Origin of the sequence: Erythrobacter sp. R86502, from assembly GCF_042466465.1 — a bacterium.
Lineage (GTDB): Bacteria > Pseudomonadota > Alphaproteobacteria > Sphingomonadales > Sphingomonadaceae > Erythrobacter.
The window spans coordinates 2,154,247-2,176,913 of record NZ_JAXHCJ010000001.1 but is presented as its reverse complement, the minus strand read 5'-3'; the positions used below and the strand labels follow the sequence as shown (position 1 = coordinate 2,176,913).

Genomic DNA, 22,667 nt, shown 5'->3' with positions numbered 1-22,667 from the left:
GTGGCCGATGCCGATGCCAAACTGGCGATACCTGCGCCAATTATCGTCAAGAAGGTTACGATCGTCGAGGGCGGTCATCATGGCGGGGCATGGAAAGTCGCCTATGCCGACTTTGTCACCGCGATGATGGCGTTTTTCCTGCTTTTGTGGCTGCTGGGCGCAACCGAGGAAAAGCAACGAAAGGGAATCGCGGATTATTTTGCGCCCACCTTGGTCAAGATGCGGCAGGAAACAGCCGGGGCCGATGGGATGCTGGGAGGATCATCGCTGACCGATCCCGACAAGTTCCCCAACGCAAAAGGGCAGACCGGCTCACGGTCGATCACCATTCCGCGCGGGCTGACCGGTGGCCCCAGCGAAGGCGGCGGACGCGGTGAAATGGAGGCCAAGAAGCTCAAGGAACTGCAGGACAAGATCGAACGCAAGCTCGTCCAGCGGCGCCAGCTTCGCCATCTGGCGCGCCAGGTGCGCGTAATGCGCGCGCCCGAAGGTATTCGCATCGACCTGATGGACAATGCCGATTTTTCGATGTTCGAACTCGGCACCACGATCCTGACCCGCGAAGCGCGCGGCCTGCTGGAAGTGATGGCTGAAACGCTCAAGGATGAAAGCGCCCCTCTGATCCTGCGCGGTCATACCGATTCGCTGCCATGGCGCGGCGGCGTCAAAGCCAACAACTGGTCACTTTCCACCGGCCGGGCCGAAGCCACCCGGCAGGCACTGGTGCTGGGAGGTGTCGCACAAAAACGATTCGCCCGCATCGAAGGCGTCGCGGAAACCGAGCCGCTGGTGACAGACAACCCCGCAGACCCGCGCAATCGCCGGATTTCCATGTTGCTGCTTGAAGGTCGCGGCACCGCAGGACTGGCTGCCGCCGCAGCAGCTACCGCAACATCGGAACCATCTGCGCTCCGCTGATCGGAAGCTGCGACAGTATCCCGGTGCCTACGTCCGGCACAGCGTCACGCAAATAAACGCGCAACGCGTCCGGCGGTCCCTTTGTCATTCGTTGAAAAAAGCGCCCGCCGCGACCGGAATCAAAGCGCTTGCACTATAAACTCTACATATGTAGACGCAAGCAATGGTCAGACGCTCCAACATCTCCAGACAGACCCGCATTGCGCTGGCCGCGCTGCTCGAACAGCCGAGCGCGTGGCATTATGGTTATGATCTGATGGAACGCACCGGCATCGCTTCGGGAACGCTTTATCCGATGCTGATCCGGCTGTGCGATCAGGGCAATCTCGAAGCGCGATGGACGCCGTCCCCGCATGAGGGACGCCCACCTCGCCACGCCTATCGGCTGACCCCATCGGGGCTGGCGCTTGCGCGCAACCTTGCGCCCGGTGATGCGTTGACGCGCCAGAACATGAAGGGATTGGCAGTATGACCTTGCGGCGAAAATCACGAGCGCGGGGGTTGATTGCGCTGGCAATCAAACTGGCCCCGTCAGACCGCAAGATCTGGTTCGAAGCCATGGCGGCTGAAATTCATCATGTGCCCGACCTGCAACGAACATCCTTTGCCGCGGGCTGCGTCGTCGCGGCTGTCAGGGAACGGCTGTTTTCGCCGCTATTTGTGCAGTCGGCCGCGCGCAGCATCCTGGTAATGGCTGCGATGGGCTGGGCTGCGATGAATATCCGTTTTGCCGGGCGCATGTCGGTTACTGCGGCATCCGGGCTTGAAGGGTTCGCCTATCTGATGGCGTTCGTTTTTGTGGTGGGCGCATTTGCTACGGTCAGGTTCGGACACCGTGCGACAATCGCCTTGGCTGCGCCGTTCATGGCGCTGCTGGCTGTTGCCGCTGTAACGATCAGGCTGGGGGCGGCCTCTGCTCCCGTGTCCGATCTTTATGTCGCGCTGATTGTTGAGGATCTGGCGATCCTGATGGCTGCGGTGATGATGGCGATGGTGGCTGACCGGTTGATCCGGCATCAGCGGAAGTTTGTCTGATGCGCGGCCCACGTCTTGTTGCGGCTTTGGCCCTTGCGGCCGGGCTGCTGGGCTTCATGCATGTCGCGCTGACGCCGCTCGCCTTTGCGACCTGGACGATTGACGCCCTGTGGTTTGCCGGGTCGGGGCTGGCGATCATCGCTGCCGCTGGTGCGAATCTCATCGGGTTTCACGCCAGTGATCTGCGCCGCCGCGCCGCGTTGACAGTCATCAACCTTGCGATGGGCGGATTTTTCGCGGCGGCTTGGCTTGTTCTTCCCGAACCGCAGGTCATCATCGGCGGCGCGCTGTTTTTCAGCCTTGCCGTGGCAACGCTGCCTTTGCGCAAAGTGGCGGCCAATGCGGCGTGATATTCGTGTGTTGATATAGCGCGCGATGCAGGCGGGCTACCCGCTGCCAGCTGCTGAGTTGTGACGTGCCGCGATGGCAAAAAAGCCCGGAACCTTGCGGCTCCGGGCTTTAGGCCCGCGCTCAGGGGAAGAGCGGGAAGGGAGCTTTGCGGACTTAACGGAGCAGCGACAGCACGTTCTGCTGCGACTGGTTGGCCTGGGCGAGCATCGCGGTGGACGCCTGACCAAGGATCTGCGCCTTGGCGAGCGCGGTAGTTTCGGACGAATAGTCGGTATCTTCGATCCGCGAACGCGCATCCGACAGGTTGATTGCGTTGTTGGCCAAGTTCTTAACAGCCGATTCAAGCCGGTTTTGCGACGCACCCAACGTTGCGCGGGTGGTGTTCACTTTCGAAATGCCGGAGTCGATCGTATTGAGCACCGTATTGGTGGCGGAAGTCAGGTCAACGCCGGTGACGCCGGTGATGTCAGTATCGGTCAGAAGGTTGCCGAAAGTCAGCGTTACCGTGTCGGCAGCTTCCGCACCTGCCTGAATGGTCACGACACCCGTAGCACCCGCCGAGCCGTCGAACAGTTTGCTGCCGTTGAATTCGGTGTTGGTCAGAACATTGGTGATCTGCTGCGTAAGCTGCGTGGCTTCTGCCTGGATGTTGGTCTTGTCTGCGCCAGAATAGGTCCCGCTGGTGGCCTGAACCGCCAGTTCGCGGACGCGCTGCATCATGTTGCTGACTTCGTCCAGCGCGCCTTCAGCGGTCTGAGCCATCGAAATGCCGTCATTGGCGTTGCGAATCCCCTGGTTCATCCCGCGGATTTGCGAGGTCATCGAGCTGGCGATGGCGAGGCCAGCGGCGTCGTCCTTGGCCGAGTTGATGCGCTTACCCGAAGACAGGCGCTCCATTGCAGTGCCGAGCATCTTGCCGGCCTGAACGCTGGCGTTGGACGCCCGCAGGGCCGAGGTGTTGCTGTTGATAACGTTCATTGTCGAAACTCCCGAATGGTCAGGCAGGACGAACTGGCCCGTCGCTGCTGGCCCTTAGAGCGGCCGTTCGGAAGATTGTTTAAGCCGAAAAATTTCGGTCGGTTAAACAAGGTCTTGCCGCGCACCTGCCAGGGTAGGCAGTGGGGCGAGGCCAGACAACCTCTAGGTTTGCCGCAAGCTGCCTAGGGGAAGCTACGGGGACTTAAATTTGCCTATTGTGCAGCCTGTATGCGGCAGAGCTTTGCCGACACCAAATCAGGCGTCGACTGCACAGGGGCAATCACAATGGAACCGGCGATCAGCATGATGCGCGGCGATACGGCAATGGCTCCGCAAAGGGGCCACGGCACCGATGCGCATGATCTACTGGTCAATATGACCGTGCCGTTGATGGGCGGGCGCTGGCAGCGGGACCGTATCGTGCTGGGTGACGGACTGAGCCCCCCCATGGCCGCGGCAATCGCGCGGGGCGGCAAGATCGCGATTGGCCTGCATCATGCAAAATCCCCTTCACTGACTACGCTGGGGGCGAACCGGATTGCGCTGGCCTATGATCCGGCTGCGCTGGCCCAGGCGCGCCCCGCATTGATTGCGGCCTCTGCGCAAGGCGGCTGGCCGGTTGCAGGCGATCCGCAATCGCTGGCGTTGCTGACGCTTGCCGAACGGATTGCCGCCAGCGACATCCCCGTTCTTCTCGAAGGGCCGACCGGCACCGGCAAGGAAGTGTTGGCGCGGTTTGTCCATCGCCTGTCTTCCCGCGCCGATGGCCCCTTTGTTGCGGTTAACTGCGCCGCCATGCCCGAAGCGATGCTGGAAGCCTTGCTGTTCGGACACAAGAAGGGCGCCTTCACCGGGGCGGCCGAAGCTGCCGAGGGCCTGTTCCGCGCCGCGGATGGCGGCACGCTGCTTTTGGACGAGATCGGTGAACTGCCGCTGGCGCTGCAATCAAAGATGCTGCGCACATTGCAGGAAGGCGAAGTTTTGCCGCTGGGCGCAACCCGGCCGCTGACGGTCAATGTGCGCGTGGTCGCCGCCACCAACCGGCACCTGGCCGCCGAGGTTGAAGCCGGGCGGTTCCGCGAAGACCTGTTATATCGGCTGAACGTCTTTCCCCTCTCCCTGCCCGCGTTGCGCGACCGGCCGGGCGATATTGCGCCGCTGACCTTTGCCATGCTGTTGCGTCATGCTGGAGCGCCGGGACAGCCCGTCTGGATCGATGGCGCGGCGCTTGCGATGCTGGAAGGCCATGCGTGGCCCGGCAATGTCCGTGAACTGGAAAACGTGATCCGCCGCGCAATCCTGCTTGCCGGCACTGCGGATGCCATAACGCCGGCGCATATCGTGTTCGACACGGCGGTGCGACCGGTGTCCGAAAGCGCTGCCGCACCGCTGACCCGGCTGGCCACAACGCGCTCGCTTTCGGATGTGGCCTTTGCATCGGAAGCGCGGGCGATCCTTGATACGCTGGCACGCCATGGCGGCAACCGCGCTGCGACGGCGCGCAGTCTGGGCATTTCGGAACGCACCCTGCGCTATCGCCTCGCTTCGATGCGCGGTGCAGGCATGCTTGCGGTCGGAGGCGCTGCATGAACCCCGTGGGTCGCGCCAGCTTCGGGATTGAAGACGTGATGGCACTGCGCAGCCAGGTGCTTGCCCGCAGCGCCGCCTTGCGCGATGTGCGCGCCGCCAGCGAAGCGGGCAGCAGCCAGGCCCCCGCACAGGCGCCCGGCGCAGGCTTTGCAGACACGCTCAACAACGCGTTGAAGCAGGTCAACGCGGTCCAAGCCCATTCGTCGCAGATGCAGGTCGCTTATGAACGCGGGCAGGTGACAGATATTGCGCAGGTGATGCTGGCGCGGCAGGAAGCTGGCGTCGCGTTCGAAGCCACGTTGCAGGTCCGCAACAAGCTGCTCAACGCGTATCAAGACATCATGCGGATGGGAGGCTGATAAATGGCCGACACTCTGCCCGTGCCGTCCGACCCCGCCGGTCTGGCCCTTGCGCCCGTCCCTGCCGCGGCCCGGTGGCGCACGATGCTGCCGCCCCCGGTGGCGGATTTTGTCAGCCAGCCCGCTCTGGCCCGTGCCTTGCCTGCTCTGGCCGGTATGGGCGGACTGGCGGCGGCAGCGATGGTGTGGATGGCGATATCATCCGGCCCGGACCGCGTGCTTTACACCAGCCTCACCGATGCTGAACGCGCCAAGGTGGTTGAAACGCTGGAGGCTGGCGGAATTGACTATGGAATCGACAATTCGACAGGCGCGCTGTCGGTTGCCGAAGACGATGTCTACCGTGCCAAGATGCTGGTCGCCAGCGATGCCGGGATCGCCGCTCCCGAAGGCGCCGAAGCGATGCTGGACGCCATGCCGCTGGGCACTTCGCGCACATTGGAAGGCGAACGCCTGCGGCTGGCGCGCGAACGCGAACTTATGCTGACGATCAAGGAAATCGACGGCATCGAAAGCGTCCGCGTCCACCTTGCAACGCCCGAACGATCGGTTTTCGTGCGTGAAAACAATCCGCCGTCTGCATCGGTCATGGTGCGACTGGTAGGCGGGCGCAGTCTGTCGCAGGAACAAGTGGGCGCTATCGTCAATCTCGTCGCAGGATCAGTGCCCGGGCTGACCGCCGATGCGGTGCGGGTGGTCGATCAGAACGGCCGGCTGCTGTCCGATCCGCGCAGCCAGCAAGGCGAAGGGCTGGCGCTGCAACGCGAACATGAAGCCAAGCTGCGCGAACAGGTGGATGCGCTGTTGCTGCCCTTGCTGGGCGAAGGCAATTTCAGCGCGCAGGTGCAGGTCGAACTGGATTCAAGCGAAGTCACCACCGCCCGCGAAACTTACGAGAAGGAAGGCGTGGTCCGCGCCGAAAGCGAACGCAATTCCAGCCGCACGGGCGCAGGGCCTGCTGGCGGGGTGCCGGGCGTGCCCGCCAACACCCCGCCCCCGCAGGCTGAACTGGTCGATGGCGCACCCGATCCCGCCGCGCCTGCGGCAGGCGGATCGACCGACACCGAGAGCGCGACTGACCGTTCCTATGAACTGGGTCGCGAAGTCGCCGTGACCACTGCAGGGCCGGGCGCGCTGCGCAAGCTTTCGGTGGCGGTAGCGGTCAGCGATGCGGCACTGAAAGCCGCAGCCCCTCTGACCGCCCAGCAAGTCCAAGCGCTGGTCAGCGCGGCCGTCGGCGCCAATACACAGCGCGGCGATATGGTCGAAGTGGTCGCGAGCAAGTTCGAACCTGCCAATCTGGAACCGCCCGCCTTCTACGAAGAGCCGTGGTTTGCGATGCTGGTGCGATACGGTACCGCGTTAACCGCGGTCTTGCTGGTGCTGCTGCTTGCGGTGCGCCCCCTGATCGGCAAGCTGAAAGGCAAATCCGATGCCGTATCGGCTGCGCCCCAGATTGCAGCCGATAATGGCGCCTCACTTTCGGCGTCGGGTGATGGCGAAGCGGAGGGCGCCGGTCATTCCGCAACCCCAGAAGACGCAGGCACACCGCTGATCGACTTGCCACGTCAGGTCGAACTGGCGCGCCGCCTGGCCGCAAGCCAGCCCGAACGCGCGGTCGAAGCCTTGCAACGGATGCTCGAAGCGCCCGATCCCGCCGCCGCCAGCGAAGCAGGCGCGGCATGAGCGTTGAGGCTGCCTTGACCGATCCGGCCCCTGTGTCCCCCGCGCCGGTGCTATTGAGCCGGGTGGACCGCGCCGCAGTATTTCTGATGCTGCTGGACGATGCCGAGGCGACCAGTCTGCTGGCACGCCTGAGCCCTGCCGAGCTGGAAAAGCTGGGTGCAGCAATGATGGGCCTGCGCGAAATCGAACAGCCGCACATGGCCGAAGCGCTTGCCGATTTCGCGGACGAGGCTTCGCGTGAGGTTCTGCCGATGCGCGGCCGCACCGATCGGGTGCGCAGCCTGCTCGACAAGGCGCTTGGCCCGGCGCGTGCGGATTCGATGATGCAAAGGATCGAACCCGACGCTGCACCGCGCAGTCTGGAACTGGCGCAATGGCTGGCCCCCGGCGTGCTGGTGCGTCTGATCCTGGACGAACATCCGCAGGTGATTGCGGCGCTGCTGCTGCTGATCGAACCCGAACCTGCAGCCGCAGTGCTCGCCATGCTGCCGTTCGAGCTGCAATCGCTGGTGGTTGAACGTGTGGCCAAAAGCGGCGCAATCTCGCGCGCTGCGATTGCCACGATCGATACCCTGCTGACCCAGCGCATTTCGGCGACCTATGGCACGGCGGCGATGATGCTGGGCGGTCCGCGCGATGCGGCGAACCTTATCAACCTTGCAGCGGGCGAAGTGCGTGGCACGGTGCTGCCCGCCATCGCCGAACGCGATGCCCCGCTGGCCGAAAAGATCGAAGAGGAACTGTTTACCTTCGAAATGCTGTTCGCGCTCGATCCGATGGGGATGGGCCGCCTGCTGCGCGATGTCGACAACGAAAAGCTGGTCGATGCGCTCAAGGGCCTCAAGGAAGCCGATCGTGCACCCTTCTTTGCCGCCATGTCGAGCCGCGCTGCCGACGGCGTGCGCGACGAGATCGATCTGCGCGGCCGCCTTGCCAAGAGCGAGGTTCTTGCCGCGCAGAAGGCGATCGTGGAGATCGCGCGCGGGCTTGCCGATTCTGGCGAAATCGTGATCGGAAACGGTGGGGGCGATTTTGTCTGATTGGCTTGGTGCGCTCACTGAAACCCGAGTTGCCGCAAGTGGCGCCGAATGGATCACGCTGCTCGATGCGGATGCAGGCTTTTGCGAAATGGCGGCCTATGCCGTCCCGGCAGAGCCCATCCCGCTGCCCGAACCGGAGCCGGCGCAGGAGCCGGACGCAGCGGCTGTCGATCCCATGGAGGCGGCGCTGGCACAGGCCTATGCCGATGGTGTTGCGGCCGGACAGGCTGAGGCCGATGTGCATCATACGGCGCAAACTGCCTGCCAACGCGCGCTGCGACTGGCTTTTCGCACGCTGGATGAAGCCGCGTTGGGCGTGCTCGCCGATGATCTGTCCGCCACCGTTGTCGCACTTTGCGATGCGGTGCTGGGCGAAGCGGCGATTGACCGTGAAGGGCTGGCGGCGCGGTGTCAGGCCGCTGCACGGCGGATCGGCGGTGCAACGGATCAACTCGCACTGCACCTTCACCCACAAGACATCGCCGTGCTAGGCGCAGAGGCGTTGCCGGGCTGGCAGGTGATCCCCGATGCGGCCTTGGAACGCGGCAGCGTGGTAATCGAAGGGGCGGATGGTTCGGTCAGCGATGGGCCTGCCGAATGGCGCCGCGCAATTGCCGCTGCGGTGCGGGGATGATTGCCGAACTGCAACTGGATCTGGCCCGGATGCGCAGTGCGCATGTGGCACACGGGCCGGTGCTGACCGGACGCGTTGTCACCTGTGACGGCGGGCTGATCGAAGTCGAAGGACTGCCGCTTCCGGTCGGATCGCTGGGTCTGATCGAAAACGATGCCGGGGCGGAATGTCTGGCCGAAGTGATCGGATTTCGTGCCGGCCATTCGCTCATGATGCTGCTGGGCGATACGATGCTGCTGCGCCCGCGGGCACGCGTGCGGGCACAGGGGCAAGCGGGCGAAGTGCGCGTGGGCGAGGCGCTGCTGGGCCGTGCGGTCGATGCGCTAGGCGATCCGATAGACGGCGGCCCGCGGCTTGATCTGGCGCAGGTCTGGCCGCTGGCGGGCAAGCGCGAAGGCGCACTGGAGCGGGCGAGCGTCGAAGTTCCGTTCGATTGCGGGGTGCGCGCGATCAACGCGCTTGCCACCATGGGCGTGGGCCAGAGACTTGGCATCATGGCCGGATCGGGCGTTGGCAAATCGGTGCTGGTCGATACCATCGCGGGCCATGCGGTCGCCGATGTCACCGTGGTCGCCCTGATCGGGGAACGCGCGCGCGAAGTGTCCGATTTCGTGAATCGCCACATGGCCGGCGCGCGGCGGGGTGGCATCGTGGTGGTGGCTGTCCCGGCTGATCATGCCCCCAATCTGCGGCTGCGCGCCGCGCAATATGCCAGCGCGATTGCGGAATATTTCCGGGCGCAGGGCAAACGGGTGCTGCTGATCCTCGACAGTCTGACCCGTGTCGCGCATGCCGCGCGCGAACTGGCGCTGGTGCTGGGCGAACCGGGCGCAGCGCGGGGCTATCCGCCATCGGCGCTGGCGGCGATCACCCGTCTGGTTGAACGTGCGGGCAATTCGGCACGATCAGGCGGCGCGGTCACGGGGGTCTACACCGTTCTGGCCGATGGCGATGACGCCAATGATCCGGTGGTTGATACCGCGCGCGCCATTCTGGATGGGCACATCGTCCTGTCGCGCGAACTGGCGCAGCGCGGGCATTATCCTGCCATCGACATCCCTGCATCGCTGAGCCGGGTGATGGATGATCTGGTCGCCCCGCCGATCCTGCATGCCGCACGTCGCCTGCGCGGACTGATCGCAGCACGCGAGGCGGGGCGCGATCTGGTCTTGATGGGGGCGTACCGCGCTGGGGGTGATCCGCTGCTGGATGAAGCGCTGGCGTTGAGCGGCCCGATCGACGCCTTTCTGACCCAGCCGCGCGGCGCGGCCGAACCGCTCGGCGCAAGTCACGCGGCACTGACCGCGCTGTTGGCCGCGAGCGAGTGCGGCCATGCAGCGTGAAGCGCGGCGCCTGTTGCTGCTGCGCCGGCAAAGCCTGATTGCCGATGTGGCACGCAAGCAGGCGCTGCGGGCTCTAGCCGAGGCGCTCGACACCGAGGCACGCAGCGCCGCGCTGGCCGCGCGCAGCCGCGGGCTGGTCAACGCGAGCGGAGCCCGCTTGGGGGACACCACGGGTGCAGCCTTGCGCGCACGCGCCGATTTCACCGCCGGCCTGTCGCACGTCGCGGTCCAGGCGGGAGAGGCCGCGCGCGATGCGGCCCGCCAGCGCATCTGGCAGGCCGAAACCCTCACCCGCGCCGAAACCCGTGCGCGCCGTCTGTCCGAACGCGTGGACGAAGCGCGTGCCGCGCTGGCCGCCGCCAAAGCGCAGCGCGAAGCGGCGCGTGAACTGCCGCTGGCACGCAAGTTGCAAAGCCGGGCCGAGAGCTGACTTCGATTGCCAAGGATAACGCCGATGATCCCGCTTCTGTCTGATCTGACCGCAGCCGCCAGCGCGCCGCCTCCCGGCGCGGTTCTGCCGCAACCGGGGGAAACGGGGCAGACAGGGCTCGACTTTTCCGGATTGCTGAGCGCCGCGATGCCCCCGCCGCCGCCGCAGCCGCAGGCTTTGTCCGGCGCTGGGGCGATGCATTCGGCCCCGTCCGGGGTGGCACCATCGGCGCTTGTTCCCGCTACCAATCCCGCGATGCCGGGCGGCAATACCCTGCCGGAATCCGGCATGTCCCTGCCGCAGTCGTTGCCTCTTTCAGGAGCGACAGTCCCGACGGCGGAGGCAAGCCTTCCCGCGGCAGACCATCGCCCGACATTGCTTTTCACCATCGCCCCCGTGCCCGACCAGATCGCTGCTGTACCGGCCACTCGCCCTTTTCCCGAAGCGGCTTTGGCAGATCAGCACCCCCCCGCAGACATCGCGCCGGAAGCCGCACCGCAAACGCCAATCCCGGCGCAGGTTGAACCAGAAGCGCCGCTGGCCGACCCTGCACCCGCTTCTGAACTGGAGACTGAACCCGATACCGCGACACCTTCCCTTGCGGTTGCCCCTCCGGTGCTGCCCGATCCACGGGTCGCAGCGGCTGGCGCGATATTGCCAGCCCCATCATCCCCGAACCGCCGTACAGAGCCGCTGACCAGCGCCCGTGTTCCGGGACAGCATACTGCGCTGATGACACCCAGCGCGAACGTGCCGCTTCCTGCGCGGGTAAACCTGGCGGCCGATATGACCGGGGACATTCCCTCTGCCATGCCTCTGTCCGAACCCGGCGCTGCGCTATTGCCAGCGCCCCCGGTGGCCGCGCCCGAAGGGTCAGCACCGACTGCGCCAGCACAAGCAGGGGCACCGCTGTCCGCGGCGGTCGCGGTGCAGCAGGACGCGATCTCCGATGCCGGACGATCGGTTGGTGGCCGTCCCTTGGGCCCGCAGATCGAATCGGCGATCTCGCAAGTTGGCGATCTGCGCGAAGCGATGCGCACCGCGCGGCCCGAAATGACGGTGCGCCACGCCGAATTCGGCGTCGTGTCGGTGCGTATCGAGGCCGGCGGCGCGCAGGATTGGCGCGCTGTTCTGGCAAGCCGCGATCCGGGCTTCGTTCCTGCCATTCAGGCGGCGCTGGGCGACCGTGCAATGATGATGGCAGCGTCCGCCAGCGCCGACAACGGCACCCCCGCGGGCCACCACGGCGCGAACCAGAACGGGACATCGGACTCCCGCTACGGAGCATCCCCTAGTGGGGGGCAGGCAGGCTCGCAACCATACCTGGGCCAATCGTCTGATCGAGACGGCAATGCTGCGCCGGACCACCGCCGAACTTCGACCGCGGCCGCACTTGCGGCCTCTGCTGAGGACGAAGGGGATGCCGGTGGCAGCACCGCCGGGCACGCACGCGGCATGTTCGCCTGACCCCTTGCAGGGCAGCGCGACGATACGGACAAGAACAGGGAGCTGACAGGGCATGGCCAAGGGTAAGGACAAGGCCGAAGGCGAAGGCGGCGGCAAGTCCGGCAAGGGTGGTTTGATCAAGATCGTGCTGGGCGCGGTGCTGCTGCTCGGGCTTGGGGCAGGAGGGGCCTATGGCGCCTTCGCAATGGGCCTTATCGGCGGCGGCGGCGCGAATGAGCCCGATGAACCCAAGTTCGTGGTAAAGGGCGAAGACGATCCTTACACGTTGCCTGGCGCCGAAAAGGAAAAGGATGCCGCTGCACCCGTCTATGGCGAAGGGGGCAGCAAGTATCGCACCGCCTATTATTCCTTTGCCGAAAGCTTCACATCAAACCTCGCGGATTCGCCGGGGTTGGTGCAGGTCGAACTGGCCGTGTCGACCCGCCGCGATGGCCGCGTGCTGCAATGGGTGAAGAACCACGAACTTGCCATCCGTTCGGCCATCCTTGCGCAGCTTGCCGCCACGACCGAAGCCGAAGCCTATGATGTCGAAGGCAAGAAACGCCTTGCCGAACGGCTGACGAAGGCGGTCAATCACGTGCTGGAAGACAACGAAGGTTTTGGCGGCGTGGATGCCGTGCACTTTCGCGGGTTCCTGGTCCAATGAAGATGGGCGAAGGCTTTGCCGCAGCGCACCCGGCTGCGGTGCATTGTGCCGAACTGATCGGGCATAGTCTGGCCCGCGGCCCGCGCCCGGAAGAAAACGCCGCGCTGCTATCGGCATGGCGCCGTGATCTGGCGCGATTGCTGGCTGATGATCTGTCGGGCCTGCTTTCGGGCGATCGGTTGGATGTTGCGATTTCCGAACCCGAACGCATGTCCGGCGCCGATGCCTTGCGGCGGATCGGGCAGGTGGCGGCTAATTCGCTGCTGCGGTGCGGAGTGGCGGGCGAAACCGCGCTTTTGAGCTTCGATCTTGCCACCGCCATCGCGCTGACGGATCGCAGCTTTGGCGGGGATGGCCGTATCACGGGCGCGGTGCCCGACACCCTGCCGCGTTCGGCCGCCCTGCTGACCGAGGAAGCCGCCACCATGATTGCCTGCGCGATGACCCGCGCAAGTTACGGCGACATGCCGCCGCCTGCGAGCATCGGCACGCGCGGCGGGGGCGGCGGCGCAGGGGGCGGGGATGTGATCGTGCGCAGCGAAAGCGCGGTGCGCCTGAAGCCCTTTGCGCTTGATGCCGAAGCGTTGCTGTTCACGCTCGAAATCGTCAACCGTCAGGGTTGCACCTGGCGAGCCAGCCTTGCCGTTGCGGCCGACCGGATGGGCCGATTGCTTCCCGGTGCTGTGCAGCGGGCCAAGACGGGCGCTGCGCACTGTGCCCCCGATCCCCAAGCCGCGCCCTTTGCAGCCATACCCTTGCCGCTTCACGTGGTGCTTGCCGATTTCGACCTGTCGCTTGCGCGGTTGCAGTCGCTTGCACCCGGCGATGTCATCCCGCTGGCCATGGGCCGGCAGGTGCCGCTGATGGTGCGCGACACGGTGGTTGGCCACGGCACCGTCGGCACCGCTGAAGACCGCATGGCAATCCGCCTTACCCGTATTCCCGCTTCCGTTTCTGTTCAGGGGTTCGCACCATGACTGCCTATCAACCCATTACCCCCGCCCCGTTTGCCCGCTTCGGCGATGTCGCGGTGCGTCTTTCGGTCGAATTGGGCCGCACCGAAATGTGCCTGCGCGATGTGTTGTCGCTGGCAGAAGGCAGCACGGTGTCGCTGGACCGGCTGACCGATGAATTGCTGGATGTCACCGCCAATGGCCGCGTGATCGCGCGCGGCGAAGTCGTGGCCGAAAAGGGGCGCTTTGCACTGCGGATCGTAAGCCTCGTGGGTGAAGAAGGGCAGAATGTCCCCCCACCGCCGGGCGCTGTTGCGCCCATGGCCGCGGCGCCGTCCGATCCGGTTATTCCCGCCGATGACGGGCTGGCGTAATGGTCGAATATCTGTTGCGGCTTGCGCTGCTGCTGCCGCTGCTGGCGGGGCTGATCTGGGGAAGCCTGTGGCTGACCCGCTGGCTGCAAACCCGGCTGCACGGCGGCGCGCCGGGGGCTGGCAACGCGGGCCGGCATCTGCAGCTTGTCCAGACCAGCCTGATCGCGCCCGGCATGAAGCTTGCCGTGGTACGCTTTCATGACCGCGAAATTCTGCTGGGTTGCACGCGGCACGGCCTTGTACGGTTAAGCGAAGCGCCTGCAATCACGCTGCCGGAGACGGATTGATGCGCAGTCTTGCTGCAGTGCGCGGCGCATGGGTGTGCCTGGCGGCGTTAACCATGTTGCTGATGCCCGAACTGGCGCATGCCGCGCCCCCGCCCCCACCACTGGCCGCCCCCGATCCGATCGCCGCGGGCATTGGCTCGGCAATCGAACGCGCTTTGGGTGATGGACAGGCGGGGGAAGATAGCCCGCTGAGCATGTCCTTGCAGTTGCTGGTGGTGATGGGTCTGCTGACCATCCTGCCTGCGCTGGTGCTGATGATGACCAGTTTCCTGCGCATTCTGGTGGTGCTGGCGATTTTGCGGCAGGCGCTGGGGTTGCAGGGTTCGCCGCCGGGGCAGGTGCTGGCAGGTCTGGCGCTGTTCCTGTCGCTGTTCGTGATGGCCCCGACGCTTGACGTGGTGAATGCGCAGGCTGTCGCCCCTTATGCCGCGGGCACGATCGGTGCAGACGCCGCCATCGGCAAGGCGGGCGAGGCGTTCCACGCCTTCATGATCGCCCAGACGCGCGAGACCAACCTGATGATGTTTACCGACATCGCAGGCGGCGGGACGTTCCAGAACGGGGCCGAGGTTCCCTTTTCGATCCTGCTGCCCGCCTTTGTCACATCCGAACTGGAAACCGCTTTTCAGATCGGTTTCATGATCTTCCTGCCGTTCCTTGTCATCGACCTTGTCGTGGCGAGCGTGTTGATGAGCCTTGGCATGATGATGCTATCGCCCACGATCATATCGCTGCCGTTCAAGCTGCTTTTGTTCGTGCTGGTCGATGGTTGGGCGCTGCTGATGGGTTCGCTCGCCCTCAGTTTCGCTTAGGGGGCCGCTGATGCAGGAAGATGCCGCGCTTCTCGCGCTTGCGGATCAGACCTTGTGGGTGACCGCGCTGATCGCCGGGCCGGTGCTGATCGCGGCGCTGCTGGTGGGGTTGGTGGTCGGGATCATCCAGGCCGCCACATCGGTCAACGAACAGACGCTGAGCTTCATTCCCAAACTGGCGGTAACCGCGCTGGTTTTCGTGGTGCTGGGCGCTGCGATGATGGGGCTGCTGGCCGATTTCACCCGCGAAATTATGGCGCAGGTTGCCGGTTTGTCGGTGTGATGCGATGAATGTCCTCGATGTCGGGCTGGGCAGTCTGGAAGCGCAGTTGTGGCACATCTTGTTCCTGTCGATCCGCTGCGGCGCGGCGCTGATGGCGGCGCCGATGATCAGCGGCAATGCCGTACCCGCGCCGGTCCGCATCCTGTTTTCGCTCGTTCTGGGCACCTTCGTTGCGACATGGGTGCCGCTTGCCGCGCCCCCTGCCATGCTGAGCCTTGCCGCGATTCTCGCAGTGCTTCAGGAAATTGCGCTGGGCCTGATGCTGGGCTTCGTCCTGCAACTGGCCTTTGCGATCCCGCTGATTGCCGCCGAACAGATTTCGGGCACGATGGGTCTTGCCATTGCCACGTCGATCGATCCGGCCAGCGGTGCGCAGTCCGGCGCGCTGGGGACGTTCTTTGGCCTTGTCCTGAGCCTGCTGTTCTACGCGATCGGTGGGCACCTGTTGTGGTTTGAACTGCTGATCGAAAGTTACCGCCTGCTGCCCGCGGGCGCGTTTGCCTTGGGCGCTTGGCGGGCAGAGGCGGTTGTGATGTTCATGGGTTACGGCCTTGCAACCGCGGCTGCAATTGCGCTTCCGGTGGTGCTGGTGCTGCTGCTTGTTCAGGTGGTAACGGGGGTGATTGCCCGCTCCGCCCCGTCGCTCAACCTGTTCGCGCTGGGTCTGCCTGCCGGGGTGCTGGCGGGAATTGCCGCACTGATCATCGCGCTGCCGGTGATGGTGGGCCAGTTCAAGGGCGTGATCGAACGCACGATCGAATATTCATCGACCTTGATCGCAGCGGAGGCGCGGTGAATGGCTGACGAGACACCGGGCGAAAAGACCTTTGCCCCCACAGCCCAGCGCCGCCGCGACGCCGCACGCAAAGGCGACGTGCTGCGATCAAAGGAGCTTGGCACCCTGATCGCGACGGCGGCCGGCGGGCTTGGCCTGATGAGTCTGGGCAGTTGGCTGAACGATGGCATGGCCCGCGTTGCACGGGCAGGCTTTACCTTTGATCGGCACGCGCTGGATGCCTTTGCGCCGGGCGCAGCGATTGTTGATGCGGCCATCGCTGCGCTGCCCCCGGTGGCGGCGCTGGGGCTGATTGTCGCAGGCGCCACTACAGTATCGCAGCTGGCGCTGGGGCAGGACGGCCGCTTTGTTGCCGGTAATGCCGCGTTCAAGCCATCGCGCATCAACCCGCTGACAGGCCTGAAGCGCATCCTTGGCTGGCAGGGCCTGATCGAGTTGGGCAAGGGGCTGGTCAAGCTGGCGCTACTTGGCGGGATCGCATGGTGGTGGGCCGGGGACAGGGCGGCAGGCCTGTTGACGCTGGGTACCTTGCCGCTCGAGGCGCAATTGGGACAGGCACTTGGTGCCTTTACCTCGCTGGTGGGCGCGCTGCTGATCGGCCTTATGGTGATTGCAGCCATCGATTACCCGCTGCAACGTTTCCAGCGCGACAAGCGGTTGAAGATGAGCTTTCAGGACATGCGTGATGAAAACAAGCAGTCCGAAGGCTCGCCCGAAATGAAATCGGCCCGCCGCCAGCGTCAGCGCGATCTGGCCCGCGGCGGCGTAGCCAAGGCGATGAAGGAGGCGCAGTTCATCATCGTCAACCCGCTGCATTTTGCCGTGGCGCTGACCTATGATCCCGCACGCGCGCCGGCACCGCTGCTTCTGGCCAAGGGGCGGGGGGAAACCGCGCTCGCCATGCGCGACATCGCGGCCGAGGAAGGGCTGCCGGTGCTGGAATATCCCACGCTGGCGCGCGCGGTCTATTTTACCACCCGCCCCCAACAGATGGTGCGCGAAGAATTGTATGTCGCGCTGGCATCGCTGGTGGCCTTTGTCCTGGCGCTGAAGCGCGGCGACCGCCCGCGTCGGCCGGTGATCGACGTGCCACCCGCCTTGCGCTTCGATGGCGATGGAAGGCCCGAACACCATGCTTAAACTTTACAGCACAAGCCCGTCCTGACGATTATGGAAAACGCAGGCTCTTCGATCATTTCCGCGCTGGGTGCGGGCAGCGGTGTCGATTTCATCCGGCTGGCATCGGATATTTCCGCTGCCAGCTTTGCCGCACAGCGCAATTCGGTCACTGCGCGCCAGACCGCGCTCGAAGCGCAGATTTCCGCAGCTTCGCAGCTTCGCGGCAGCGTCACGGGGCTCGCCTCGGCGCTGGGCGACAGGGTGCGCAATGGTGATCTTGCGCCGCGGGCCCAGCTTGGCAATCCCGCCGTTGCCGCCGTCACTGTTCCCCCCGGCCTGTCACCGCGAGGCAATTTCACGCTGGAAGTCACGCAGATCGCGCAGGCGCAGACGCTGGTGGGTCGCAGCTTTACCAGCGCTGATGCGCTTGTCGGCGAAGGCACGCTGACCTTGCGCTTCGGCACGGTGGATGGCGCCAGTTTTGCCGCCGATAGCGCGCGCGATGCCATCACGATTGCCGCGACCGCAACCGATACGCTGGCGACGCTTGCGTCCAAGATCAATCAAGCATCCGGCGGGGCGGTGCAGGCCTATGTCGCCAATGGCACGGGCGGCGCACAGCTGGTGATGAAGGGCCGCGAAGGCGCCGCCAATGGCTTTGTGGTCGAAGCCGCAGGGGCAGGCGGGCCCGATGCGCCGGGCGATCTTGGCTATCTTGGCTGGAGCCCGGCGACAAACACCACCCAATTGCAAGGCACTGCGCGCGATGCTGCCTTCCTGCTGGATACCGTGGCAATGACCAGCCCGTCCAACCGCGTGACGGGGCTTCCGGGCGGGTTCACGCTGAACCTTTCTGCCACCAACAGCGGCGCGCCCACCACATTGAGCTTTGCCAGCAACAACGACGCAATCGGCAGCGTGATGCAGGACTTCGTCACCGCGCTGAATGATATCGTCGCGCAGGTGAACACGCTGGCTGCACCGCTGGGGGGCGAGCTGGGCAACGATCCGGGCGCACGCGAATTGCGCCGCGATCTGGCGGGGCTGGCCAGCCGCGTGGTCATGCCGGGCGCGGCCGATGGCGAACCGCGCACGCTTGGCGATCTGGGTCTTGCGATCAACCGCGATGGCACCTTCCGGCTTGATACGGCGCGATTGAACCGTGCGCTGGAAGATACGCCGGATGCGGCGGCTGCGATGTTCACCACCGGGATCAACGGCGTCTTTGCGACGATGGACCGGTTCGCGCGCGAAAACAGCCTCGTTACCGACCCCGGTTCGCTGGGCGGATCGCTGCGACGGTTCGAAACCCAGTCCGCCGCCAGCACCGAACGGCTGGCCCGGATCGCCGAACAGCAGGAATTGCTGCGCGACCGGCTCACCCGCGAATTCACCGCTTCGGAGCGCCGCGTTGCCGCTTCGCAATCGACGTTGACGTTCCTGCGCCAGCAGATCGATATCTGGTCGAACCGTGACGGATAAGGACGCGTGATGATGCAGATGCTCAGCCGGAACCCTGCCGCCGCCTATCGCCGGGTCGCGCTGGAGGCGCGGATCGAGGCGTCGGGCAGCGCTGACCTGACCCGGATCTGTCTGGAAGAAGCCTGCGCCGCACTGGGTCAGGCGCTGATTGCGCTGGAACGATCCCCCGGCGTTCCTCGCGAACCATTGTCGCGCGCGCAGATGATCTTGGTGTGGCTGGCGCAATCGGTTGCGGCGGATCATCCGCTGGGGCCCAGCCTCAAGGCGTTCTACGGCGGGCTGGCCGGGCAGATCGCAGACAATTGCCTACAGGCCAATATTCGGCACATAAGCGAAATTCAAAGCGATATCAGAGATGTGCTGGCTGCTGCCGGATAGGATCGCGGCAATGTTTCACGTGAAACATTTGCAGAACATCAGCATTCTGCGATCGCGCCCGCGATGATTTTTGCGGCATCTTCGGGGTCTTGAAACGGGTGAAAATGCGTCATGTCGGGCCGGTAAAGATCGGTGCCCTGCGGCAGGATCTGCGCCAGGTTCGGCCAAGTGGGCGAGCTTTTGAAATCCTGAAGATCGGTGTGCGCAGCCCGGATCACCAGCACCGGCAAATTGATATGCCTTGCCGCGTCAAGGATCGCACCATTGCTGCGACTGGAAGCATAGACGCTGGCTTCGACTTCGGGCGGGCAGGCAAGTTCCAGACCGTCACCAGCGGCGGCCGGCACCAATCCGTAGCGGCAGTAATCGTGAAACACGCGCGGTGCGAACAGATCATAGGGGTCACGCCCTGCAAAGCGTTCGATCATCGCTTCGGCGCTGGCAAAATCGCGTTTGCGGCGAATGGCGGGGTGCGGGTTTTCAGCGGTGTAAAGCAGTTGGTCGGGCGAATAGAATTCCGGCGCCAGGATCACCGGATCGAACAGGACGAGGCGGCTGAAATGATGCGGTGCATCTGCGGCGACCTGCAGCAGCGTATGCGCGCCCATCGAATGACCAATACCGACCGCGCCTGACAGATCTGCCTGTTCCAGAAACCCTGCCACATCGCTGGCAAGCAGCCGCCAGTCGGAAATTGGCCCGGCGCGCGATTGGCCATGGCCGCGCAGGTCGATCGCGTGGGCAGGGTGATGGGGGAAAGCTTCGATGATGGCATCAAACACGCGCCCGTGAAACCCGGTGGCATGGGCAAAGACCAGCGGCACGCCGCCACCTGCTGATGCCCAATGGTGCACGGCAAGATCGATGCCGTTGACGGGATAGCTGCGGGTGACAGGCCGGGGACGCACAGTGTTCATCCACCGGACCAACCGCATCGCCTGCGCCAAGTCAATCGCGCAGATTGTCGTTCATTCACACGGACGAAGGCGCCTCGCCCCGATTGCGCAGGAACCGCAGGGCTTCGGCCAGCCGAGCCGGAGCAATCAGATGGAGCGCCCCCAGATAAACCGCCACGCCCAGTGTAACTGCGCTTGCCAGCGCGACAAGATCGGGCACCGGCGGCAACGCCCACAGCAGCGCGGCGACCGCGGCGGCCATCGCCAGTGCGGCGGCCAGCGGCGGGGCAATCGCGGCGCCAAGTCCGACAAGGCTGAAGCCCAGCACAGTGCGTGACAGCAGGATCGTTGCGCCAGTCAACACCGCCATTCCGCCGACCCAGCCCCATGCAAAGCCGATCACGCCCCAATGCGATCCGATGAAGAACGCCACCGGCATCAGCACGCTTCCCAGCATCGTTACCCGCAATGGGATGCCGGGAAAGCCGCGTGCGTTGGTCGCTGGGGCAAACAGGATTTGCAGCGTCAGCATCGCCATCGCCGCAGCCAGAACGGGCAGCAGCGGGATGATCTCAAGCCACTTTTCACCAAGCAGCACGGGAACCAGCACAGGCGCAACCACTGCGATCCCGGCATAGGCTGGCAGGCCCACCATCATCACCAGACGGATCGTGGCGAGCAGAGCGGATGATCCCCACTGCGCTTGCCCTTCGCCCTGCTGGCGCGAATAGGCGGCATAGGCGACCTCGTTGATCGGCGGGACGAATTTCGAAGCGAGCAGCTGCGCCAGAAACAGGCCGGTGGTGTAAACGCCCAGATCATGCGCATCGAGCACGCGCCCTGCGATCATCACATCGGCCTGGCTCTGGACAAACCAGAACAATTGGGTCGCAGTCATCATGCCGCCAAACCCGGCGATGTGGCCTGCGCCCTTGAAGCGGAAGATCGGGCGGATAGGCGACCGGGCCGCCCACGTCATGCCGATCGCTTCGGTCAGGATCATCACAAGCGGGGCGGCCACCAGTGTCCACACGCCCCAACCGCTCAATGCGCCGGTCAGCGCGGTGCCAGCGCCCGCCAGGGCCACCACCAGGCGCACCTGTGCGGGGCGGCGGAAATCCATCCGGCGTGACAGAACGGCATGGGGCAAAGCGCAGAAGGGCACCGCCAGATACAGCAGCGATTGCACGCGCAGCAGATTGGTCACCATCGGTTCTTCAAACCACAAGGCCACCAGCGGCGCGGCCAAGAACTGGGTCAGCGCAAGCCCGCCGTTCAGCAGGATCAGCATGCCCAGCGTCTGCCGCAGGCGTTCATCGGACACCGCCTCTTCGCGGATTAGCGCGCTGGCAAGGCCATAGCCGTTCATGGTGTTGAGCAGCATCAGCATGACCTGCGCCATCGCGAACAGCCCGTAATCCTGCGGCGCAAGCAGCCGGATCACGATCAGGGTCGATGCCCAGGACACGATTTGGGTCAGCACCTGGCTGCCCGAACGCCAGATCACCGCCGTGCGCACCTGCGCGGCAAGTGACGGGGGTTGTGGCGGGACCGGGGCCGCCGGCGTGATCGGCGGCGGGGTAGCGATGGGATCGGCCTCAGCCATTGGTACGGGCGCCCCATTCCATCGCCGCGGTAGGGCAGCTGGTCGGCAACGCCGCGCCCCAGACCGGCGCCAGCATCATGGCCGCTGCACGGCGGCGAACGAACAGCAGATCGGCCATGTCATAGGCCGGGGCCGCGCCCATTTCGCGCTTGTAGCCGCTATCGCCCACGCCCATGTCCAGCAGCCTTTGTCCGTCGGCGATGGCATCGGCCATCATGCGGTAATTGGCCAGCTTGCCCACACCCAGCGATTTCATGTCTTCGGTATAGCCTCCTGCGATGCTGTATTGCACCGGCCCGTCGTCTAGATCGAAGGTGAAGGCAACCGGACGGTCATCAACCATCAAGATGGTGGCGGAAAGGTTTGTAGCCAGAACGGGATCTTTCAGTACCCGGTGCCACAGCGCGCGCTGTTCTTCGGTCAGGAACTTGGCGCCGCTGCCATCGGTAGCGCGGCCAATCCAGCTTTGCGATTCGATCCGTCCCATATCGCCCAGCGTGCGCGCATCCCAGCGATCGCCGCTGATGCGGCGCCAGTGCGGATGGCCGCGCTGTTCCAGCTTGCGCCAGGCTGCGCGCAGTTTTTTCGCAGCCGAACCACCGGGGAAGGGCGCGCCGCGTGCCGCGTCCAGATCGATCACCCAGCCTGTGCCCGCCTTGCGCGACAGGACCGTCCAATTGGCAAGCTGCGCGGCTGCGATCAGCCGCATGGTGGCAGGATTATCGGCACGCAGCGGGCCCACGCGCCACACCGGGCCAAGCCGCCGCGCCGCGGGGCAATCGAACGCCCGGGCCAAGGCAAAAATGTCACAATCGGGCGAAAGCAGCGGGCTTCGCAGCGGCCAGTATGACCCGGGAACCTTGCGCGCGCCCGCCATCGCCGGGCCGAACGGAACGGTCGGGATTGCGGCCAGCACATCACCATCAGCATCGCGCCGCAGCAGCAATGTGGTTGCGCGATCGGACGGACACGCCGCATACCACGCAGCCCGCAGAAAGCCGTGGCCCGCCAGGTTGTGCGCGGCCAGCGTATCGATTTCGGGCGGGAAGCCCTTGACCGCATCCACCGTCAGGCGGTCTGCGGCAATCCTGCTTTCGTACATTCCTCACCTGCATGACCGGGGGCGCGAGGCCGTATTTGTGCCATACCCCCGTCCGGTAACCACGCGGTTAACCAAAGGCGGGGCAAATTGCGGTTTCGGCGT

Annotated in this window: 26 protein-coding genes; 22 read left to right on the top strand and 4 right to left on the bottom strand. The window is 65.0% G+C overall.

The window, feature by feature from the left end; genetic code table 11:
* From SJY33_RS10435 to SJY33_RS10420, 4 genes are all read left to right on the top strand, one after another.
* Nucleotides 1-918, top strand: a complete 918-nt coding sequence (locus SJY33_RS10435; RefSeq protein ID WP_379922695.1) for a flagellar motor protein MotB — start codon at nucleotides 1-3, stop codon at nucleotides 916-918.
* A 163-nt stretch (nucleotides 919-1,081) separates the two neighbouring features.
* Nucleotides 1,082-1,390 carry a PadR family transcriptional regulator gene (locus tag SJY33_RS10430; protein WP_379922694.1) on the top strand — a complete coding sequence of 103 codons (309 nt, stop codon included), beginning with the start codon at nucleotides 1,082-1,084 and terminating at the stop codon, nucleotides 1,388-1,390.
* Nucleotides 1,387-1,953, top strand: a complete 567-nt coding sequence (locus SJY33_RS10425) for a hypothetical protein (RefSeq protein WP_379922693.1) — start codon at nucleotides 1,387-1,389, stop codon at nucleotides 1,951-1,953. The genes SJY33_RS10430 and SJY33_RS10425 overlap by 4 nt, the downstream gene beginning before the upstream one ends.
* Complete coding sequence (locus tag SJY33_RS10420; protein WP_379922692.1) at nucleotides 1,953-2,303, top strand: hypothetical protein; 351 nt, start codon at nucleotides 1,953-1,955, stop codon at nucleotides 2,301-2,303. Before SJY33_RS10425 ends, SJY33_RS10420 begins: the two co-directional genes overlap by 1 nt.
* Before the next feature lie 154 nt (nucleotides 2,304-2,457).
* Here the strand turns inward: SJY33_RS10420 and SJY33_RS10415 are convergent, their stop codons facing one another.
* The gene (locus SJY33_RS10415; RefSeq protein ID WP_379922691.1) at nucleotides 2,458-3,282 is read right to left on the bottom strand and encodes a flagellin; all 825 of its coding nucleotides are present in this window, start codon (nucleotides 3,280-3,282) and stop codon (nucleotides 2,458-2,460) included.
* Between the two features lie 285 nt (nucleotides 3,283-3,567).
* On the opposite strand from SJY33_RS10415, the gene SJY33_RS10410 reads away from it, so the two are divergent.
* Genes SJY33_RS10410 through SJY33_RS10325 form a run of 18 tightly spaced genes read left to right on the top strand, consistent with a single transcriptional unit; the run spans nucleotide 3,568 to nucleotide 18,961 of the window.
* The gene (locus SJY33_RS10410) at nucleotides 3,568-4,872 is read left to right on the top strand and encodes a sigma-54 interaction domain-containing protein (RefSeq protein WP_379922690.1); all 1,305 of its coding nucleotides are present in this window, start codon (nucleotides 3,568-3,570) and stop codon (nucleotides 4,870-4,872) included.
* A complete protein-coding gene (fliE, locus tag SJY33_RS10405; protein WP_379922689.1) occupies nucleotides 4,869-5,231 on the top strand; it encodes a flagellar hook-basal body complex protein FliE in 363 nt (120 codons plus the stop codon). The genes SJY33_RS10410 and fliE overlap by 4 nt, the downstream gene beginning before the upstream one ends.
* A gap of 3 nt (nucleotides 5,232-5,234) precedes the next feature.
* Complete coding sequence (gene fliF, locus SJY33_RS10400; RefSeq protein WP_379922688.1) at nucleotides 5,235-6,917, top strand: flagellar basal-body MS-ring/collar protein FliF; 1,683 nt, start codon at nucleotides 5,235-5,237, stop codon at nucleotides 6,915-6,917.
* Nucleotides 6,914-7,957, top strand: a complete 1,044-nt coding sequence (locus tag SJY33_RS10395) for a flagellar motor switch protein FliG (RefSeq protein WP_379922687.1) — start codon at nucleotides 6,914-6,916, stop codon at nucleotides 7,955-7,957. Before fliF ends, SJY33_RS10395 begins: the two co-directional genes overlap by 4 nt.
* Complete coding sequence (locus tag SJY33_RS10390) at nucleotides 7,950-8,591, top strand: FliH/SctL family protein (protein ID WP_379922686.1); 642 nt, start codon at nucleotides 7,950-7,952, stop codon at nucleotides 8,589-8,591. The genes SJY33_RS10395 and SJY33_RS10390 overlap by 8 nt, the downstream gene beginning before the upstream one ends.
* On the top strand, nucleotides 8,555-9,934 hold the full coding sequence (locus SJY33_RS10385; protein WP_379922685.1) for a FliI/YscN family ATPase: 1,380 nt from the start codon (nucleotides 8,555-8,557) through the stop codon (nucleotides 9,932-9,934). Before SJY33_RS10390 ends, SJY33_RS10385 begins: the two co-directional genes overlap by 37 nt.
* Nucleotides 9,924-10,364 (top strand): hypothetical protein, encoded by a 441-nt coding sequence (locus SJY33_RS10380; RefSeq protein ID WP_379922684.1) that lies wholly within the window; start codon nucleotides 9,924-9,926, stop codon nucleotides 10,362-10,364. Before SJY33_RS10385 ends, SJY33_RS10380 begins: the two co-directional genes overlap by 11 nt.
* 24 nt (nucleotides 10,365-10,388) lie before the next feature.
* Nucleotides 10,389-11,831, top strand: a complete 1,443-nt coding sequence (locus SJY33_RS10375; protein ID WP_379922683.1) for a hypothetical protein — start codon at nucleotides 10,389-10,391, stop codon at nucleotides 11,829-11,831.
* 52 nt (nucleotides 11,832-11,883) lie between these two features.
* Nucleotides 11,884-12,477: a flagellar basal body-associated protein FliL gene (fliL, locus tag SJY33_RS10370; protein ID WP_379922682.1), complete on the top strand. Its 594-nt coding sequence runs from the start codon at nucleotides 11,884-11,886 to the stop codon at nucleotides 12,475-12,477.
* Nucleotides 12,474-13,454, top strand: coding sequence for a FliM/FliN family flagellar motor switch protein (locus SJY33_RS10365; protein WP_379922681.1), 981 nt, complete (start codon nucleotides 12,474-12,476; stop codon nucleotides 13,452-13,454). Before fliL ends, SJY33_RS10365 begins: the two co-directional genes overlap by 4 nt.
* The gene (locus SJY33_RS10360) at nucleotides 13,451-13,804 is read left to right on the top strand and encodes a FliM/FliN family flagellar motor switch protein (RefSeq protein ID WP_379922680.1); all 354 of its coding nucleotides are present in this window, start codon (nucleotides 13,451-13,453) and stop codon (nucleotides 13,802-13,804) included. The genes SJY33_RS10365 and SJY33_RS10360 overlap by 4 nt, the downstream gene beginning before the upstream one ends.
* Entirely contained in the window at nucleotides 13,804-14,091 is a 288-nt protein-coding gene (locus tag SJY33_RS10355; protein ID WP_379922679.1) for a flagellar biosynthetic protein FliO, read from the top strand. The genes SJY33_RS10360 and SJY33_RS10355 overlap by 1 nt, the downstream gene beginning before the upstream one ends.
* Nucleotides 14,091-14,903 carry a flagellar type III secretion system pore protein FliP gene (gene fliP / locus SJY33_RS10350; RefSeq protein WP_379922678.1) on the top strand — a complete coding sequence of 271 codons (813 nt, stop codon included), beginning with the start codon at nucleotides 14,091-14,093 and terminating at the stop codon, nucleotides 14,901-14,903. The genes SJY33_RS10355 and fliP overlap by 1 nt, the downstream gene beginning before the upstream one ends.
* Nucleotides 14,904-14,913: 10 nt before the next feature.
* Complete coding sequence (locus SJY33_RS10345) at nucleotides 14,914-15,186, top strand: flagellar biosynthetic protein FliQ (RefSeq protein ID WP_379922677.1); 273 nt, start codon at nucleotides 14,914-14,916, stop codon at nucleotides 15,184-15,186.
* A gap of 4 nt (nucleotides 15,187-15,190) precedes the next feature.
* Entirely contained in the window at nucleotides 15,191-15,982 is a 792-nt protein-coding gene (locus tag SJY33_RS10340; protein ID WP_379922676.1) for a flagellar biosynthetic protein FliR, read from the top strand.
* Nucleotides 15,983-17,122, top strand: a complete 1,140-nt coding sequence (locus SJY33_RS10335; RefSeq protein WP_379922675.1) for a flagellar biosynthesis protein FlhB — start codon at nucleotides 15,983-15,985, stop codon at nucleotides 17,120-17,122.
* Between the two features lie 30 nt (nucleotides 17,123-17,152).
* Nucleotides 17,153-18,583 (top strand): flagellar filament capping protein FliD, encoded by a 1,431-nt coding sequence (gene fliD, locus SJY33_RS10330; RefSeq protein WP_379922674.1) that lies wholly within the window; start codon nucleotides 17,153-17,155, stop codon nucleotides 18,581-18,583.
* 9 nt (nucleotides 18,584-18,592) lie between these two features.
* Nucleotides 18,593-18,961 (top strand): hypothetical protein, encoded by a 369-nt coding sequence (locus SJY33_RS10325; protein ID WP_379922673.1) that lies wholly within the window; start codon nucleotides 18,593-18,595, stop codon nucleotides 18,959-18,961.
* Between the two features lie 38 nt (nucleotides 18,962-18,999).
* On the opposite strand, the gene SJY33_RS10320 is transcribed toward SJY33_RS10325, so the two are convergent.
* The 3 genes from SJY33_RS10320 to SJY33_RS10310 are packed head-to-tail and all read right to left on the bottom strand — an operon-like array spanning nucleotide 19,000 to nucleotide 22,565.
* Entirely contained in the window at nucleotides 19,000-19,878 is an 879-nt protein-coding gene (locus SJY33_RS10320; RefSeq protein ID WP_379922672.1) for an alpha/beta hydrolase, read from the bottom strand.
* Between the two features lie 55 nt (nucleotides 19,879-19,933).
* Entirely contained in the window at nucleotides 19,934-21,463 is a 1,530-nt protein-coding gene (locus SJY33_RS10315) for a lipopolysaccharide biosynthesis protein (RefSeq protein ID WP_379922671.1), read from the bottom strand.
* A complete protein-coding gene (locus tag SJY33_RS10310; protein WP_379922670.1) occupies nucleotides 21,456-22,565 on the bottom strand; it encodes a GNAT family N-acetyltransferase in 1,110 nt (369 codons plus the stop codon). The genes SJY33_RS10315 and SJY33_RS10310 overlap by 8 nt, the downstream gene beginning before the upstream one ends.
* Nucleotides 22,566-22,667: the final 102 nt, after the last annotated feature.